At 72.3% G+C, this 14,336-nt stretch carries 14 protein-coding genes; 5 read left to right on the top strand and 9 right to left on the bottom strand.

What is annotated here, in order from left to right; translation table 11 throughout:
* Nucleotides 1-219: 219 nt before the first annotated feature.
* On the bottom strand, nucleotides 220-1,365 hold the full coding sequence (locus AXW62_RS27295; RefSeq protein WP_060946854.1) for a PP2C family protein-serine/threonine phosphatase: 1,146 nt from the start codon (nucleotides 1,363-1,365) through the stop codon (nucleotides 220-222).
* 101 nt (nucleotides 1,366-1,466) lie between these two features.
* Between AXW62_RS27295 and AXW62_RS27290 the strand changes: the two genes are divergently transcribed.
* Entirely contained in the window at nucleotides 1,467-2,258 is a 792-nt protein-coding gene (locus tag AXW62_RS27290; RefSeq protein ID WP_060946853.1) for an Fpg/Nei family DNA glycosylase, read from the top strand.
* Between the two features lie 212 nt (nucleotides 2,259-2,470).
* On the opposite strand, the gene AXW62_RS27285 is transcribed toward AXW62_RS27290, so the two are convergent.
* Nucleotides 2,471-3,442, bottom strand: coding sequence for a CU044_5270 family protein (locus tag AXW62_RS27285; RefSeq protein ID WP_060946852.1), 972 nt, complete (start codon nucleotides 3,440-3,442; stop codon nucleotides 2,471-2,473).
* The gene (locus tag AXW62_RS27280) at nucleotides 3,439-4,017 is read right to left on the bottom strand and encodes an RNA polymerase sigma factor (RefSeq protein WP_060946851.1); all 579 of its coding nucleotides are present in this window, start codon (nucleotides 4,015-4,017) and stop codon (nucleotides 3,439-3,441) included. The genes AXW62_RS27285 and AXW62_RS27280 overlap by 4 nt, the downstream gene beginning before the upstream one ends.
* 104 nt (nucleotides 4,018-4,121) lie before the next feature.
* On the opposite strand from AXW62_RS27280, the gene ctaD reads away from it, so the two are divergent.
* Nucleotides 4,122-5,786: an aa3-type cytochrome oxidase subunit I gene (gene ctaD / locus AXW62_RS27275; protein ID WP_060946850.1), complete on the top strand. Its 1,665-nt coding sequence runs from the start codon at nucleotides 4,122-4,124 to the stop codon at nucleotides 5,784-5,786.
* A 2-nt stretch (nucleotides 5,787-5,788) separates the two neighbouring features.
* Nucleotides 5,789-6,136, top strand: coding sequence for a hypothetical protein (locus AXW62_RS27270; protein WP_060946849.1), 348 nt, complete (start codon nucleotides 5,789-5,791; stop codon nucleotides 6,134-6,136).
* Here AXW62_RS27270 and AXW62_RS27265 read toward each other — a convergent pair.
* From AXW62_RS27265 to AXW62_RS27240, 6 genes are all read right to left on the bottom strand, one after another.
* Entirely contained in the window at nucleotides 6,123-8,018 is a 1,896-nt protein-coding gene (locus AXW62_RS27265) for a transglycosylase domain-containing protein (RefSeq protein ID WP_060946848.1), read from the bottom strand. The genes AXW62_RS27270 and AXW62_RS27265 overlap by 14 nt on opposite strands.
* A 138-nt stretch (nucleotides 8,019-8,156) precedes the next feature.
* Nucleotides 8,157-9,425 carry a sensor histidine kinase gene (locus AXW62_RS27260; RefSeq protein WP_060946847.1) on the bottom strand — a complete coding sequence of 423 codons (1,269 nt, stop codon included), beginning with the start codon at nucleotides 9,423-9,425 and terminating at the stop codon, nucleotides 8,157-8,159.
* Nucleotides 9,426-9,427: 2 nt separating this feature from the next.
* Complete coding sequence (cseB, locus tag AXW62_RS27255) at nucleotides 9,428-10,201, bottom strand: two-component system response regulator CseB (protein ID WP_060946846.1); 774 nt, start codon at nucleotides 10,199-10,201, stop codon at nucleotides 9,428-9,430.
* A complete protein-coding gene (locus tag AXW62_RS27250; RefSeq protein WP_174556439.1) occupies nucleotides 10,198-10,938 on the bottom strand; it encodes a hypothetical protein in 741 nt (246 codons plus the stop codon). Before AXW62_RS27250 ends, cseB begins: the two co-directional genes overlap by 4 nt.
* Nucleotides 10,939-11,203: 265 nt before the next feature.
* The gene (locus tag AXW62_RS27245) at nucleotides 11,204-11,779 is read right to left on the bottom strand and encodes a helix-turn-helix transcriptional regulator (RefSeq protein ID WP_060946844.1); all 576 of its coding nucleotides are present in this window, start codon (nucleotides 11,777-11,779) and stop codon (nucleotides 11,204-11,206) included.
* A gap of 356 nt (nucleotides 11,780-12,135) precedes the next feature.
* Complete coding sequence (locus tag AXW62_RS27240) at nucleotides 12,136-12,621, bottom strand: hypothetical protein (RefSeq protein ID WP_060946843.1); 486 nt, start codon at nucleotides 12,619-12,621, stop codon at nucleotides 12,136-12,138.
* On the opposite strand from AXW62_RS27240, the gene AXW62_RS43240 reads away from it, so the two are divergent.
* Nucleotides 12,620-12,913 carry a hypothetical protein gene (locus tag AXW62_RS43240; RefSeq protein WP_060946842.1) on the top strand — a complete coding sequence of 98 codons (294 nt, stop codon included), beginning with the start codon at nucleotides 12,620-12,622 and terminating at the stop codon, nucleotides 12,911-12,913. The genes AXW62_RS27240 and AXW62_RS43240 overlap by 2 nt on opposite strands.
* A 79-nt stretch (nucleotides 12,914-12,992) precedes the next feature.
* A partial coding sequence (locus AXW62_RS46760) for a heavy-metal-associated domain-containing protein (protein ID WP_370682939.1) occupies nucleotides 12,993-14,336 on the top strand: 1,344 nt, incomplete at its 3' end.

Raw genomic sequence — 14,336 nt, 5'->3', positions numbered from 1 at the left:
CGCNCCGACCCNCGCCTCGCGTCGGCNCGCCGTCACTCGTTCGTCGTGTCGTGTCCGTCGCACGACGCGGCGAGGCGCGGTGATCGCCGCGCGGTGCCGTCCCGCCGGTGGCGCGGCGGCCGGGACGCGCGGAGCCCGCCCGGGCCGTCGCGCATGGCCCGGGGAGCGGGCCGGGGGAGCCGGGCCGGTGCGCAGGGTCCGGGGCGCCGGGGGAGCCGCTCAGGGCGACGGCTGTTCCGCGCGGGCGGCGGCCCGTTCGACGAGGACCATGGCCGCGTCGTCCGTCAGCCGCCCCTCGGCGTGCCGGAGCAGGGCGTGGCGCAGCCGGTCCAGGTACTCGGACGGGGTGGTACCGTCCAGCCTCTCCATGGTCTGGTGCAGCGGGAAGAACTCGTTGCAGCGGTTACGGGCCTCGATCACTCCGTCGGTGTGCAGCAGCAGCCGGTCACCGGGCAGGAACGGAAAGCTCTCGACGCGGATCGGGTGAGGGCCGAGGAACTCCTCGAGGCCCAGCGGCGGCAGCGGGCGGACCGGGCACAGGGCGCGCACCTTGTGGTGGCGCACCACCAGCGGCGGCGGATGGCCGCGGTTGATCAGCTGGACCGTCGAATCGTCCGGCACCTGGGCGAGGAGCACGGTGACGAACTGCTCCTCCAGCTCCAGCGGATCCCGCAGCTCGGACCGGTCCAGCAGGCCGTACTCGCGCGCCAGCGCGGCCGCACAGCGGCGCATCACCTCGGTGAGGTCCCGCTCGTAGTGCACCGCCTCCCGGAAGGCGCCCACCACGGCGGCGGCGGACCGCACCGCGGCGAGCCCTTTTCCCCGCACATCCCCGACGATCAGCCGCACTCCGTAGCGGGTGCACATCGCCTCGTAGAGGTCCCCGCCGATCTGCGCTCCGCGCTCGGCCGCCATGTAGACGCTCGCGGTGTTCACCACGCCTATCCGGGCGGGCAGCGGCCGCAGCACCACGTTCTGGGACACCTCGGCGATCCGGCGGATCCGGGTCAGCTCATGTTCCCGGCGCACCCGCACCGCGCTGGTCGCCACGCTCGCCACCGCCACCACCAGCAGGGCCAGCAGATTCGCGTACACGTGCTGGCCGCCCCAGGCGTGGTTGTGGGTGGCGGTGATCGCGCTGACCCCGCCTGCCAGGCCCGCCGTCCCGCCGGTGCCGACCGGTCCCATGGTCACCGCCGCCAGCGCCGGTGCCGGGGAGAGCAGGGGGCCGGTGTAGAGGGTGTGGGCGGGGGAGAGCTCAAGGCTGAGCACCGCCGCCAGCACCAGAAACGGCAGACACCGCGTGATCGCGAAAAGTGTCTGGCTGCGACCGCTCGCCCCCGGCGTGGAGCGCATGAATCGCATATTCCAGTACTTTATCTGATAAAACCATACAAAGGTATCAATGCCGCAAAAGGGGCAGAACTGGCGAAGCGGGGCGCGGGTCCCTGACGTAGCCTGACGCTATGCCCGAGCTACCCGATGTCGAGGGGTTCCGGCGGACGCTGGCCTCCTGCGCCCAGGGCCACCGCGTGGAGCGGGCGGAGGTGGCCGATCCGGGGGTGCTGCGCGGGGTGACCGCCCAGCGGCTGAAACGCGAGCTCAAGGGCCGCCGCTTCGCCGCGCCGCGCCGGCACGGCAAGTGGCTGATCGCCCCCACCGACGGGCCCACGGTCGTGCTGCACTTCGGCATGACCGGGCGGCTGGTCTGCGGGGCGGAATCCGAACCGGTCGGCCGGTTCGAGCGGGTCGCCTTCGACCTCGACGACGGCCATCGCCTCGGCTACGAGGACCAGCGCAAACTCCAGGGCGTCTGGCTCGCCGCCACCGACGCCGACCTCGACGCGATCCTCGGCGAGCAGGGCCCGGACGCGCTCTCCCTGAACCGGGCCGACCTCGACCGGCTGCTGGCGGGGCGGCGCGGAGGTGTCAAGGCCACGCTGACCGACCAGAGTGTGGTCGCCGGGCTCGGCAATCTGCTCGGCGACGAAATCCTGTGGCGGGCGCGGATCCATCCCAAGCGGCCGGTGAACACGCTGACCGGAGCGGAGCGCGACCGGCTCCACACCGCGATGCGCGAGGTGCTGCGCGCCTCGGTGCGGGCGGGGCGGGTGCCGGACGAGCCGGACTGGCTCACCGGACGGCGCGACGCTCCGGACCCGCACTGCCCCCGCTGCGACCGTCCGCTGAGCCGCGCCCGGATCACGGGGCGGACCACCCTGTGGTGCCCCCACTGCCAGCAGAACCGGCCCGGGTGATCACCGGTCACCACGGGACGGTCCGGCCGAAGCGGTCCGGATGCGCCAGGCCGGGCGTGCCCAGCCGGGAGAGCGGGACGTCCACCGGCAAGGGGACGGTCTCCTCGATGGCGAACGGCGCGTCCGGACCACCCAGGGCGGTGCCGGCCCGCGGACGCCGTCGCCGGCGCGAGGCCGCCTTGGAGCGGCGGGAGCGGCTGGAGCGGCCCGGTTCAGGACATCCACGCCCGGTAGGACAGCACATCGCCCGCCTTCACCCGGTACTCGGGATCGTCCCGGGTGGCCGTCTCCTCGACGTCCAGCACCCTGCCGTCGTCCGGGTCGAGGACGATCAGGTGCCGGCTCCCGGAGTGGGTGTACTGGAACGCCTGCCCCTCCCGGCCGACCCGGTCGGTGACCTTGCCGGCCGGACGCAGCCCCTCGATGCGGGAGAGCAGGGTGACGATGTCCGCCCTCTGGCGCGGGCCGGGAGTCCACACCGTGAGGAACGACTCGACGGCCGAGATCAGCTCCGTCGCATCGCGGTCCGCGCCCGGCGACCAGACGGCGAGGTACTCGCGCAGCGCCGCGGCACCGGCCGGGGGATCCTCGAAGTAGTCCTGGTTGGCGCCGTGGATACCGGGCGGATACGTCGCCTTGCGCAGCACCTCGCCGTCGTGGACGGCATGCGGCGGCGTACCGTCGGCGATCACCGGGCGGCCCGGGTGGCGCGGATCGGTGGCCACCTCCAGCAGCGAGCCGCTGCCGTCCGCGTTCCAGCGGGTGAGCGACTCCACGGGGAGCGTCACCGCGTCCTTCCCCGACTCCATGGCCAGCGCCCAGGTCTGCACATGGCTGCCCCGCTCGCTCTTCTCCGTGGAACCCCCGGCCGCCGCCCGCGCCCGCCGGACGATCTCGGCGAGCGGTACATCGGTACGGGAGACATGGGCCACCAGCGGCCGGGGCGCGGCCACGGCGGGCGAGGAGCCGCTGTCGGAGACGGTCAGGGCCAGGGCGACCACCGTGGCGGCCGCGGCGGTCGCCACGCTCCAGGCCGTGCGCTGGACGGTACGGCGCCGCCGGTCCCGGGAGGGCAGCCTCCGCAGCAGCTGTTCGGCCCGCGCGTCCAGCGGCCGGTCCCGCCAGGGGCCGGTGTCGGCGGACACGGGATTGGCGCCGCGGAGCAGATCCAGTTCGTCGGTCATGCGTGTCCATCCTTGTCGGCCTGGCCGGCCCTGCCGGCCTTGTCGCTCATGCATCCCAGCGGGACCCGTTCCGTCGGGTCCAGGGTCTCTATCTGCTCCCGCAGCCGCCGCCGCGCCCGGTGCAGCCGCATCGCCGCGGCGGACCGGCCGCACCCCAGCACGGTGCCGAGCTCCTCGACCGTCAGCTCCTCCCACGCCGTCAGCCGCAGCACCTCCTGGTCGGTCTCGGTCAGCCGGGACAGCGCCTCCAGCACCCAGGAGCCCGGCCGTTCGGCGTCCGGGCTCGCCACGGTGCGCCCGCCGCGCGTCACCTCGTGGTGGCCGAGCCTGGCCAGCAGCCTGCGGTAACGGCCCTTGCCGCGCACGGTGTTGGCCAGGCAGTTCCGGGCCACCCCGTACAGCCAGGGCAGTGGCGACTCGGGCAGGTCGGCCCGGCGCCGCCAGGCCACCGCGAAGACCTCCGCGACCACTTCCTCGACCTCCCATGCCTGGTCGTCCAGCCGCCGTGCCACAAAACGGCTGACCGCCCAGTAATGCTCACGGTAGGCGGCGTCGAAGGCGTCGTCGGTGCTCATGATCCGTAGGTGTCCGGCATGCCTCGGATCATCACATCCCGGCAGCGAGGAATCCGGCCGCCCGTCCGGGTGACCCTTCGGAGGGTGCCGGACACCTAGCGGTCATGGAGAACAACACCGTTGTCGCGGCACCACCGGCCGCCCCGCCGTCGCGCCGCCCCGGCCCGGGGGCCACGGCCGTCCGATGGCTGACCACCACCGATCACAAGACGATCGGCACGCTCTATCTGATCACCTCGTTCGCCTTCTTCTGCATCGGCGGGGTGATGGCGCTGCTGATGCGCGCCGAGCTGGCCCGGCCGGGTACGCAGATCATGTCGAACGAGCAGTTCAACCAGGCGTTCACCATGCATGGCACGATCATGCTGCTGATGTTCGCCACCCCGCTGTTCGCGGGATTCGCCAACTGGATCATGCCGCTGCAGATCGGTGCGCCCGATGTGGCGTTCCCGCGGCTGAACATGTTCGCGTACTGGCTGTACCTCTTCGGCTCGCTGATCGCGGTGGGCGGCTTCCTGACCCCGCAGGGCGCGGCCGACTTCGGCTGGTTCGCCTACTCCCCGCTGTCGGACGCGGTGCGCTCACCGGGTGTGGGCGCGGACATGTGGATCATGGGTCTGGCCCTCTCCGGCTTCGGCACGATCCTCGGTGCGGTCAACTTCATCACCACGATCATCTGCATGCGCGCTCCCGGCATGACGATGTTCCGGATGCCGATCTTCACCTGGAATGTGCTGCTGACCGGTCTGCTGGTGCTGCTGGCCTTCCCGGTGCTCGCGGCGGCGTTGTTCGCCCTGGAGGCCGACCGCCAATTCGGGGCGCACGTCTTCGACGCGGTCAATGGCGGCGCGCTGCTGTGGCAGCACCTCTTCTGGTTCTTCGGCCATCCGGAGGTCTACATCATCGCGCTGCCGTTCTTCGGCATCATCTCCGAGGTCATTCCGGTCTTCTCCCGCAAGCCGATGTTCGGCTATGTCTCGCTCATCGCGGCGACGATTTCCATCGCGGGACTCTCGGTCACCGTCTGGGCGCACCACATGTATGTCACCGGCGGTGTGCTATTGCCGTTCTTCTCGTTCATGACGTTCCTGATCGCGGTGCCGACCGGTATCAAGTTCTTCAACTGGATCGGCACGATGTGGAAGGGATCGCTGAGCTTCGAGACCCCGATGCTCTGGTCCGTCGGCTTCCTCATCACCTTCGTCTTCGGCGGTCTGACCGGCGTGATCCTGGCCTCGCCGCCGATGGACTTCCACGTCTCGGACACCTATTTCGTGGTGGCCCACTTCCACTACGTCATCTTCGGCACCGTGGTCTTCGCGATGTTCGCCGGATTCCACTTCTGGTGGCCCAAGTTCACCGGAAAGATGCTGGACGAACGGCTCGGAAAGATCACCTTCTGGACCCTCTTCCTGGGCTTCCACGGCACCTTCCTGGTGCAGCACTGGCTGGGCGCCGAGGGAATGCTCCGCAGAATTCCCGACTATCTGGCCGCCGACGGTTTCACCACGCTGAACACCGTCTCCACCATCAGCTCCTTCGTCCTCGGCCTGTCGTTCCTGCCGTTCCTCTACAACGTCTGGAAGACTGCCAAGTACGGCGAGAAGGTCGGGACCGACGACCCCTGGGGCTATGGCCGTTCACTGGAATGGGCGACCTCCTGCCCGCCGCCGCGCCATAACTTCGCCAGCCTGCCGAAGATCCGTTCCGAATCCCCCGCGTTCGATCTGCACCATCCCGATGTCGGCCAGAAGGAGAGTGTGGCGTGAGCATGGCCAGAGCCGCCGAGCCCCCCGGTATCGCCGCCGGAATCAACCAGATCGAGGGCTATCTGCTACTGCAGACGGAGCGGGACGCGGCCCGGGAACGGGCCCGCCGCTTCACCGGCCGGCTCGACTGGCTGACCTCCGCCCAGCGGGCGGAGGTCGAGCGGCTCTACGTCCAGGACCAGCTGGCCGTCACCGAGCGGAACCTGCGCACGGTGGTGCGGCGCTGCGAGGAGCTGCGGGCGGAGTACCGGGAGGTCTACCGGACGCTGCGCCGGCGGCTCCTGCTGGTCTGTCTCCTCGGGGCCGCGGCCCTCTCCGGCGGCCTCGCCGCCGCCCTCACGGTTCGTTAGGTGTCGTCGGGGTCGGGATCGGAATCGCTCCCGACCCGTCGTCGAACCAGGCCGCGGGGATTCCGCTCAGCGCCCGGTCGGTGTACTGGCTCCACAGGTCGGTGACCCGCGGGACGCCGGCGTTCTTCAAACGGATCTGTTTGCGGGTCGTGGCGTCCTCGCCGAAGAGGGCGACCGCGGTGACCAGATCCGGGGTGTAGCCGACGAACCAGGCCGCCCGCTTGTCGTCGGAGACCCCGCCCTTGCCCGCCATGGGCCGTCTGACGGCGCGCATCGCGTCCGGCCTGCCGTCGTCGATCAGACTCCGGGTGATCATCCGGGCCGCCTCGGCGTCGATCGCCCGGTCGCCCACCGCGTCCGGCGGCCCGGCCGTCTCGTCGCCGCGCCGCGCGGACTTCACGATGCTCGGGGTGACCCGTTCGCCCTGGTGGGCGAAGGAGGCGTAGACACCGGCCAGCTTCATCGGGCTCGAGCCCATCAACCCCAGATTGACCGACTGCTCGGTGTCGAAGCCGCCGCTGTCGGTGTCCATGCCGAGCGCACGGGCGGTGCTCCTGACGGCGCTCAGCCTGTCGGCGGTCGGCTTCTGCCGCGCCTTGGTGTCGATGGACGCGGCGGTGACGACCGGTTCGAAGACCGGACCCACCTGGTAGTCGCCGCGGGTCGCGTTGGACAGATAGTGCTTGGTGTAGTCCCGGCCGCCGTAGAGCGCGACGATGTGTCCGTTCTCCGGGTCCACCGAGACCGCGCCGCCCTGGGTGCCGGCGGCGTCCGCACGGGCCCGCTTGCCCTTGGCGGAGCCGTCGAGGCCCTGCCGCATCGTCTTCTCCAGCGCCCGCTGCTTGGCCCGGTCGATGGTGAGGGTGATGGTCCAGCCGCCCGCGGCGATCTCCTGTTCGCTGACGCCCGAGGAGATCAGCTCATTGCGGGCGGCGTCCACGAGGTAGCCGGCCTGGCCGCCGAGTCCCGGGGCGGGCTCGGGGGCGACCGGCTCGGGGAAGCGCATCCCCTTCCGCTGCGCGGGGTCCAGCCAGTGCATGTCGACCATGTTGTCCAGCACGTAGTTCCAGCGCTGGGTCACCAGGCGCTTCGCCTTGGGGCTCGCGACGGCCCAGTCGTACTGGCTGGGGGCCTGCACCAGTGCCGCCAGATACGCGCCTTCCCCGACCGTGAGGTCGTCCACGTCCTTGTCGTAGTACGCGCGGGCGGCGGCCTGGACGCCGTAGGCGACGCGGCCGAAGTAGCTGGTGTTGAGGTAGCCCCGCAGGATCTCCTCCTTGGAGCTGCGCTGGTCGACCTTGAGGGAGATCACCAGCTCCTTGATCTTGCGGGTGGCGGTCTGTTCCTGGCTCAGGTAGTAGTTCTTGACGTACTGCTGGGTGATGGTCGACCCGCCCTGGGTGCCCTTGCCGGTCACGGTGTTGACCAGTCCGCGCACGATGCCCATCGGGTCCACGCCCGGATCCTGGTAGAAGGACTTGTTCTCGGCCGCGACGAACGCGTGCTGCACGCCGGTGGGCACCCGGTCCAGGGAGACCATCTCGCGGTTGATCTCGCCGGTGCGGGCGAGGATCGTGCCGTCGCGGTACGTGTAGACGTTGCTCTGCGCCTTCGCCTGGGCGTTGGCCTCGGGGACGTCGATGGAGTAGTAGAGCACGGTGAACGCCCCGATCAGCAGGGCGAACAGACAGACCACATAGAGGATCAGCTTCCGCCAGGTGAAGAACCGCCGGATGCCGGTCCGCTTCCCCTTCTCCCTCCCCTTTCCGCCGCCCTTCCCGCGGCCCTTCGCCCGGCGCCGCCCCGGGGGCCCGGTGTCCTGCGGCGCCTGCTCCGGGTCCGGTGCGCGCCGTGCGCGCAGGGCCGTCAGGGGACCTGCCATACCGATTACTCCTCCGTCGATCCCGGCCGCGAGGATTCGCGGGGGTCGGCGCCATCCTCCTCAGCGAAGATCTTCGAAACCGCGCCATGAGGTCTCGGCGGGGTCGCTGCCGTGCCTCGACTTGCGCTCGGCCGTGTATCAGTCCTGTATCGGTGCGGGCTCCGGGCCCTCGGGCAGCCGCAGCGTGGCGACCGCCCCGCCGTCCGGGGCGTTGCCGAACTCCAGCGTGGCGCCGAGGACCTGGGCCTGCCCGGCCGCGATGGTCAGCCCGAGGCCATGGCCCCGGCCCCGCTCCCGGACCCCGGTGCGGAACCGCTGCGGCCCCTTCTCCAGCAGATCGGCCGGATAGCCGGGGCCGTGGTCGCGGACCGTCACGGTCCGGCCGTCCGCCGCCATGGCCACCTCCACCGGCTCACGCCCGTGGCGATGGGCGTTGACCACCAGGTTGGCGACGATGCGGGTCAGCCGGCGGGGGTCCGTCCACACCTTCGGGCCCTCCGCGCCGTCCCGCTGCCCGGTGTCCCCCGCCGTCCCGGTCCGCAGCCGCGCCGCCAGCCCGGTGCCGGCGATGGCCTCGTCGAGCACGGGCGCCAGGGGACAGGGGGACAGATCGGCCTGCTCTGCCCCCGCGTCCAGCCGGGAGATCTCCAGCAGGTCCTCGACCAGGGTGGACAGCACCCGCACCCGGTCGCTCACATACCCGGCCGCCTCGCCCGGCGGGAGCAGCTCGGCGGCGGTGACCAGGCCCATCAGCGGAGTGCGCAGTTCATGCGCCACATCGGCGGTGAACCGCTGCTCGTCCAGGAGCCGTTCCTGCAGCGCGGCGGCCATCGAGTCCACGGCCCCGGAGATCTCGGCGATCTCGTCGTGCGGACGGGTCGCGGCGGAGATCCGGGCGTCCAGGTCGCCGGCCGCGATCCGGCGCGCGGTGGCGGCCGCCAGCCGCAGCCGCCGGCTCATCCGCTCCGCGGTCAGCATCCCCAGGGGCAGTACCACGGCGGTGGTCATCAGCCCGGCCAGGACGATGTTGGTGTCCAGCGCGCCGATGTCGCGCATCGCGGTGCTCAAGTCCACGCGTACGGACAGGACCTGGCCGTCGGCCGGCCGGGCCGCCCACATCGCGGGCCCGCCCGGACCGGTGGTGAACTCGGTGCCCTGATGCCCCTTGCGCACCAGGCGCCGCAGCCCGTCGGGGAGCCCGGGGGCGTCCAGCACCGCGCCGGAGCCCTGGACGCCGCCGGTGCGGGCATAGCCGTGCGCGGCGCGGTCGAGCGTGGTACGGGCCGCGTCGCGCGCCTGGGACAGCTCGCGGTCGCGCGAGGCGGTGTGCACCAGCACCCCGACCGCGGCCACGGCGGCACAGGTCGCCGCCGCGACCAGCGCGACGATCCGCCATCGCAGCGTCATCGTCAGCGCCTCAGCTTGTAGCCGAAGCCGCGGACCGTCTCGATCCGTTCGGCGCCTATCTTCGCCCGCAGCCGCTGCACATGGAGGTCGACCACCCGGGTGTCGCCCTGCCACGCGTGGTCCCAGACCCGGCTGAGCAGCGTCCGGCGCTCCAGCACCACCCCGGGCGAGCCGGCGAACTCCAGCAGCATCCGCAGCTCGGTGGGGGTCAGGGCCAGCGGCTGTCCCGCGCGGCGCACCTCCATGCCGAGGGTGTCGATGGTCAGATCGCCGAAGACGAGGGTGTCCGGTCCGGTCCCGCCGTCCGCCTCCGGCGCCGCGCCCCGCGCCTCCTCACGCGGCGGGCGGGCCGCCGGGCCGAAGGAGGCGCGGCGCAGCAGCGAGCGGATGCGGGCCACCAGGACCGCGCTCTCGCAGGGCTTGACCACGTAGTCGTCGGCACCCGCCTCGAGACCGGAGACGACGTCGAGGGAGTCACCGCGTGCGGACATCATCAGGATCGGCGCCAGGCTCACCTCGCGGATCCTGCGGCACAGTCCGATGCCGTCCAGCTCGGGCAGCATCACGTCCAGGAGCAGCAGATCGGGCTGCCGCTCACGGAAGAGCTCCAGCCCGGTGAGGCCGTCGCCCGCGGTGGACACGGTGAATCCGTACCGCTCCAGGGACATCCGCACCGTATTGCGGATCACCTCGTCGTCCTCGACGAGCAGCAGATGTGCCGTGCTCGGGGAGCCGGGGCCCGGGGCGGCGCCGGGCGGGGGAAAGGCGGTGGTCATCGCGGGGTCCTCGTCTCCGTACGGGGGGCCTCGTCCGCCACGCCGGCGCCGCCCGATACGGCCTCCGGTACGGACTCGGGCACGGCGGGCACGGCCTCGGGTCCGGCGGGCACGGCCCCCTGGAGGTCCGGCCGGGTGGCCGTGCCGTCGGGCGTCAGGGCCGCCATGACGTGGCCGTTCCAGCGGAAGCGGGTGGTGACCCGGCCGTCGGCGCCGATCGCGCTGATCAGCAGATCGCGGCCGGAGGTTTCGCCGGTGAGCCCCAGCGGGCCCCAGTAGATCAGCACAGGGCGGACCGTGCGGCCCGAGGCCGTGTAGACCTGGAGCAGCGTCCGCCCGAACTCCGGCAGATCGGCCGCCACCACCAGTTCGTCCCGGTCGTCGCCGGTCAGATCGCGGTGGACGGCGTCCCGCAGCGGGCAGATGCCGTCTCCCGGGCAGAGGGAGATCTCCTTCTGCACCACCGCGGGCACGTTCGGGTCGTTGAGCAGCAGTTTCTTCGCCGACAGGCGGGCCAGCCCACCCGCGGGCACCCGGACCTTGTCCACCGGCAGATAACGGACGTAGGGGGACGACTCACGGGGGGAGGGCAGCGTCGGCGGGGTGTACCCGGGCCACAGCGGAACCGAGCTGGCCGGGGGTGACAGCGTGGGCGCCGCGCCGTCGTCCCGCACCCCGGCCTCGGCGGCGCAGCCGGTGACGGTCACGGCGGCGCACGCGGCCAGCACGGCGGACACGAGGCCGCGTGGCGGCCGGTGGGGGCGGGGGCGTCGTCGCGTGGCGCGCCGCCCGGAGGGGAATGAACGCATGGCCCGCTCAGCCTACTGAGCGGCGGAGGCGTTCCACGCCGGGGCGGGTGACGTACCGGCCGGGCGGCCGGACGCCACGGGCCCGGGACCGCGAACGGCCCCGGGCCCGGGAGGTGTTCAGGATTGGCTGACCCCGTGGGGTGTCAGGGGGTCGGCTGATCCCGTGGGTGTCAGGGGGTTGGCTGACGGAGTGTCACTTGATGAATTCCGGGCGCACCTGGGCCGGCCAGGTGCCCACGGCCAGCATGCCCGCCGCGTAGGCGCGGGAGACCAAGGCGGCCCGATTGGGTGCCTTCATCTTCCGTAGCATCGACCCCACGTGGTATTCGACCCCCTGTCTGCTGAGGTAGAGCTTGGCGGCCATCTGCACGGTCGAGGCGCCGGTGGCCACCCCCTCGAGTATCCGGGCCTCCAGTGGCGAGAGCAGTTTCTGGTGGGCGGGGGTGGCGTCCTCCTCGGGCCTTTCGTCATCGGGTTTGACCATGACGACGATCGCCGAGAGCCGATCGGACTTGCCCTGGATCGCCGTTCCGGTCAGCTTGCCGGAGAACACCCGGCCGCGTGAGCGGTAGCCGAGGACGCGCTCGGTGAAGCGGGTCCGCCGTCCGTCGTGCAGCCGCGAGAAGTGTTCCCGCAGGGCGGAGGGGGTGCTGGGGTGCAACAGGTCGAACAGGCTCCGGCCGCACAACTCGGCGGAGGACGCGCCGAAGTGCCGGAAGAAGTCCTCGTCCCCGGCGATCACGTGGAGGTCGGGGGCGAGCGTGGCCATTCCGGTGGCGTGCCGCGAGGCGACGGCTGCCTGTCCGGGCACTCGAGGGGCACTCTGAGCGCTGTGGGGGAGGGCCAAGAGGAGTCACCGCTTTCGGTCGTTTCATGACGGAGTGGTCGTCCGTCCCAGGTGAACCCCCAGGTGACGGAGGGTCGGCGCACCGCGGCCTGGGCAGTGCGCCGGGCCCCAGGGGGGAGTTGCGTAACGGGTGTTAGATCCGCTTCCTGGTGTATACCAATGCTACGGCGACTGTGGCGTGTCTGTTTCTGAGATAGTCGTGCCCGCTTTCTGCCCGCTTTGCGGTCAGAAACGGGCGTGAGCCCCGTCGGCGGTGGAGCGCTGCGCGGCGGTTGGCGCTACGCGGCGGTCTTGGCGGACCTGCGGGTCCGGGCGCGGGTCTCGGAGCGGCTCTTGGCGCGCCCCGTGGCGGCGGTCTCGGCGCGGCCCTCGGGGGGCTTCTCGGACGGTGGCGCCATGATGCCTCCCTTGCGCAGCACCGCGTAACCGACGCCGATGCCGAGTGCCACCGGCCACTCGATGACCTCCACGGCACCCAGTGCGCCCAGCCCCACGTACAGCGGGAGCCCGCCCTTGGCCGGGAGCACCCGGCGGGCCAGCTCGACCGGCTTCAGCGCCGCCTTCGCCGCGCCGCCGGTGGCGCGGGTGGTGGCGTGGCCGACGGTGCCGAAGGTCTCCTTCGTGGCGTGGCCGACCGAGTCCAGGGTCTCCCTGGTGGCGTGGCCGACCGTGTCGAGGGTCTCCTTCGTGGCGTGGCCCATGGTGTCGAACGTGGGCACCGTGATGGTCAGGCTGCGCTTGCCGTCGCTGCGCGAAACCTCCATGGGGGCCTTGGCGGCGGCCTTCGCCGTCCGCTGCCGCGGTGTGCTCTTCGCCGCCCCGGTGGACCGCGTGGCCTTCTTCGCCTGCGAGGCCTTCGAGGGCTGCGAGGTCTTCGAGGGCTGCGAGGTCTTCCCGGACTTCGAGGTCTGCGCGGACTTCGAGCCGGCTGCCGCGGTCCGGGACTTCGCCGACGTGCCACCGCCGCGCGCCGGGGACGTCTTCTTCGCGGCCGCCGGGGAACCGCGCTTGCGTGACGTGGTGGGAGTGGTCACTGATCTCACATCCACACGGTGATGTCGGACGGAATCTTCTTCCTTTTTCAGGGTAATCGGGATGAACCGGGCGGGCTGCCCGGAGAGCGGAGGTCCCCCCGATGTCACCCCTGTCAGCGCTGCGCCTGCCCATGCCGCCCTCGCTGCTCGCGCCCCTCAGGAGCGGTGTGGCGGCCGGGGTACGCGACGCCACCGGAGCCATCGGACGGCTGGTCCGGCCGCATCGCGGGGTCTGGTCGTATCCGGGGCGCTACTACATCGAGGTCCGCGGGGTGCACGGGACCGGCGGCGAGCGGGTGGCCCGCCGGGTGGAACAGGCCCTCGAAGAGCATCCGCGGGTGCGGTGGGCGAGGGTGAACGCGCCCTCCGAACGCGTCGTGGTGGCCGTGGACAAACCACCCCCGTCCGAACAGGCCCTGATCACCCGGATCGAGCGCGCCGAGGCCCGGGCGCCCGCCGCGCCCCCCGAGGAGTTCGACGAGTGGGCCCCGGAGCCGCGCCATCCCTCCGGCGGCCCGAAGGCGGCCCAGTCCCTGGCCGTCCTGACGGCCGACGTCGCCGGGCTGGGCGTCGCCACCGCGCTGCGCCTGGCCCCGTGGCTCAGGCTGCCGGCCGAGGCGGCCGCCGCCATGTCCGTCATCCAGAACCACCCCCGTCTGCGGCGCCTGGTCCTGGCCGTCACCCGCGGGGAGCCCACCGAGGCGACCCTGCCGGTGCTGAGCGCGCTGACCCAGGGCGTGGCCACCCGGGGCGGGGGGATCGCGCTCGACCTCCTCCAGCGGCTGGCCCTGTGGCGGGAGGCGGAGGCGGAGGGCCGGGCCTGGGCCGCGATGGAGCCGCAGCTGGTCCACGGCCCCCAGGACGTGGTGGCCGAGCCGATCGTGGTCGAGCGGCCCGGACCGTCCCCGCAGGACACCGTGGAGCGCTTCGCGGAGCGTTCCATGGCCGCCGGAGCCGTGGCCGGCGCCCTCGCCGTCCCCTTCGCCGGTCCCCGGCGCGGGCTGGCCGTCGCGTTCGCGTCCGTGCCCAGGGCCCCGGGAGCCGGCCGGGAGGGGTTCGCCACCAGCCTCGGCCGCTTCCTCGCGCTGCGCGGCGTCCTGGCCATGGACCGCAGCTGTCTGCGGCGGCTGGGCCAGGTCGACACCGTGGTGCTGGACGAGGAGGCGCTGCGCGGCGACCGCTACGAGCCCATCGACCTGGAACTCCTCGGCGGCGCCGAACCCGGGCGGACCAGCGAGCGGCTCTTCGGGCTCTTCGACCCCGATCAGCCCCTGGAGACACGCCGCGACAACGGATGGGTGCTCGGGCCCCTGGACCGGCTGGAGCTGACGGGCCGCACCGGGCAGCAGACCGCGGCGAGGCTCCGCCGCAGGGGCAGCGAGCGGGTGCTCGGCCTGGCCCGGGGCCGCAGGCTCCAGGCGGTGGTGGGCCTCGCCCCGCAGACC

The organism is Streptomyces hygroscopicus subsp. hygroscopicus (assembly GCF_001553455.1).
In the GTDB taxonomy this organism is placed as follows: domain Bacteria; phylum Actinomycetota; class Actinomycetes; order Streptomycetales; family Streptomycetaceae; genus Streptomyces; species Streptomyces hygroscopicus.
Note: the sequence above shows the minus strand (reverse complement) of the source record. Positions and strands in the feature narration are given on the sequence as shown.

Coding starts and splice junctions, on each gene's coding strand:
- cseB (WP_060946846.1), bottom strand. CDS start 10,201: ATGACCACCGCCTTTCCCCCGCCCGGCGCCGCCCCGGGCCCCGGCTCC.
- AXW62_RS27295 (WP_060946854.1), bottom strand. CDS start 1,365: ATGCGATTCATGCGCTCCACGCCGGGGGCGAGCGGTCGCAGCCAGACA.
- AXW62_RS27285 (WP_060946852.1), bottom strand. CDS start 3,442: ATGACCGACGAACTGGATCTGCTCCGCGGCGCCAATCCCGTGTCCGCC.
- AXW62_RS43240 (WP_060946842.1), top strand. CDS start 12,620: ATGGGGGCCTTGGCGGCGGCCTTCGCCGTCCGCTGCCGCGGTGTGCTC.
- AXW62_RS27290 (WP_060946853.1), top strand. CDS start 1,467: ATGCCCGAGCTACCCGATGTCGAGGGGTTCCGGCGGACGCTGGCCTCC.
- AXW62_RS27260 (WP_060946847.1), bottom strand. CDS start 9,425: ATGACGCTGCGATGGCGGATCGTCGCGCTGGTCGCGGCGGCGACCTGT.
- AXW62_RS27245 (WP_060946844.1), bottom strand. CDS start 11,779: ATGGCCACGCTCGCCCCCGACCTCCACGTGATCGCCGGGGACGAGGAC.
- AXW62_RS27280 (WP_060946851.1), bottom strand. CDS start 4,017: ATGAGCACCGACGACGCCTTCGACGCCGCCTACCGTGAGCATTACTGG.
- ctaD (WP_060946850.1), top strand. CDS start 4,122: ATGGAGAACAACACCGTTGTCGCGGCACCACCGGCCGCCCCGCCGTCG.
- AXW62_RS27270 (WP_060946849.1), top strand. CDS start 5,789: ATGGCCAGAGCCGCCGAGCCCCCCGGTATCGCCGCCGGAATCAACCAG.
- AXW62_RS27265 (WP_060946848.1), bottom strand. CDS start 8,018: ATGGCAGGTCCCCTGACGGCCCTGCGCGCACGGCGCGCACCGGACCCG.
- AXW62_RS27240 (WP_060946843.1), bottom strand. CDS start 12,621: ATGGAGGTTTCGCGCAGCGACGGCAAGCGCAGCCTGACCATCACGGTG.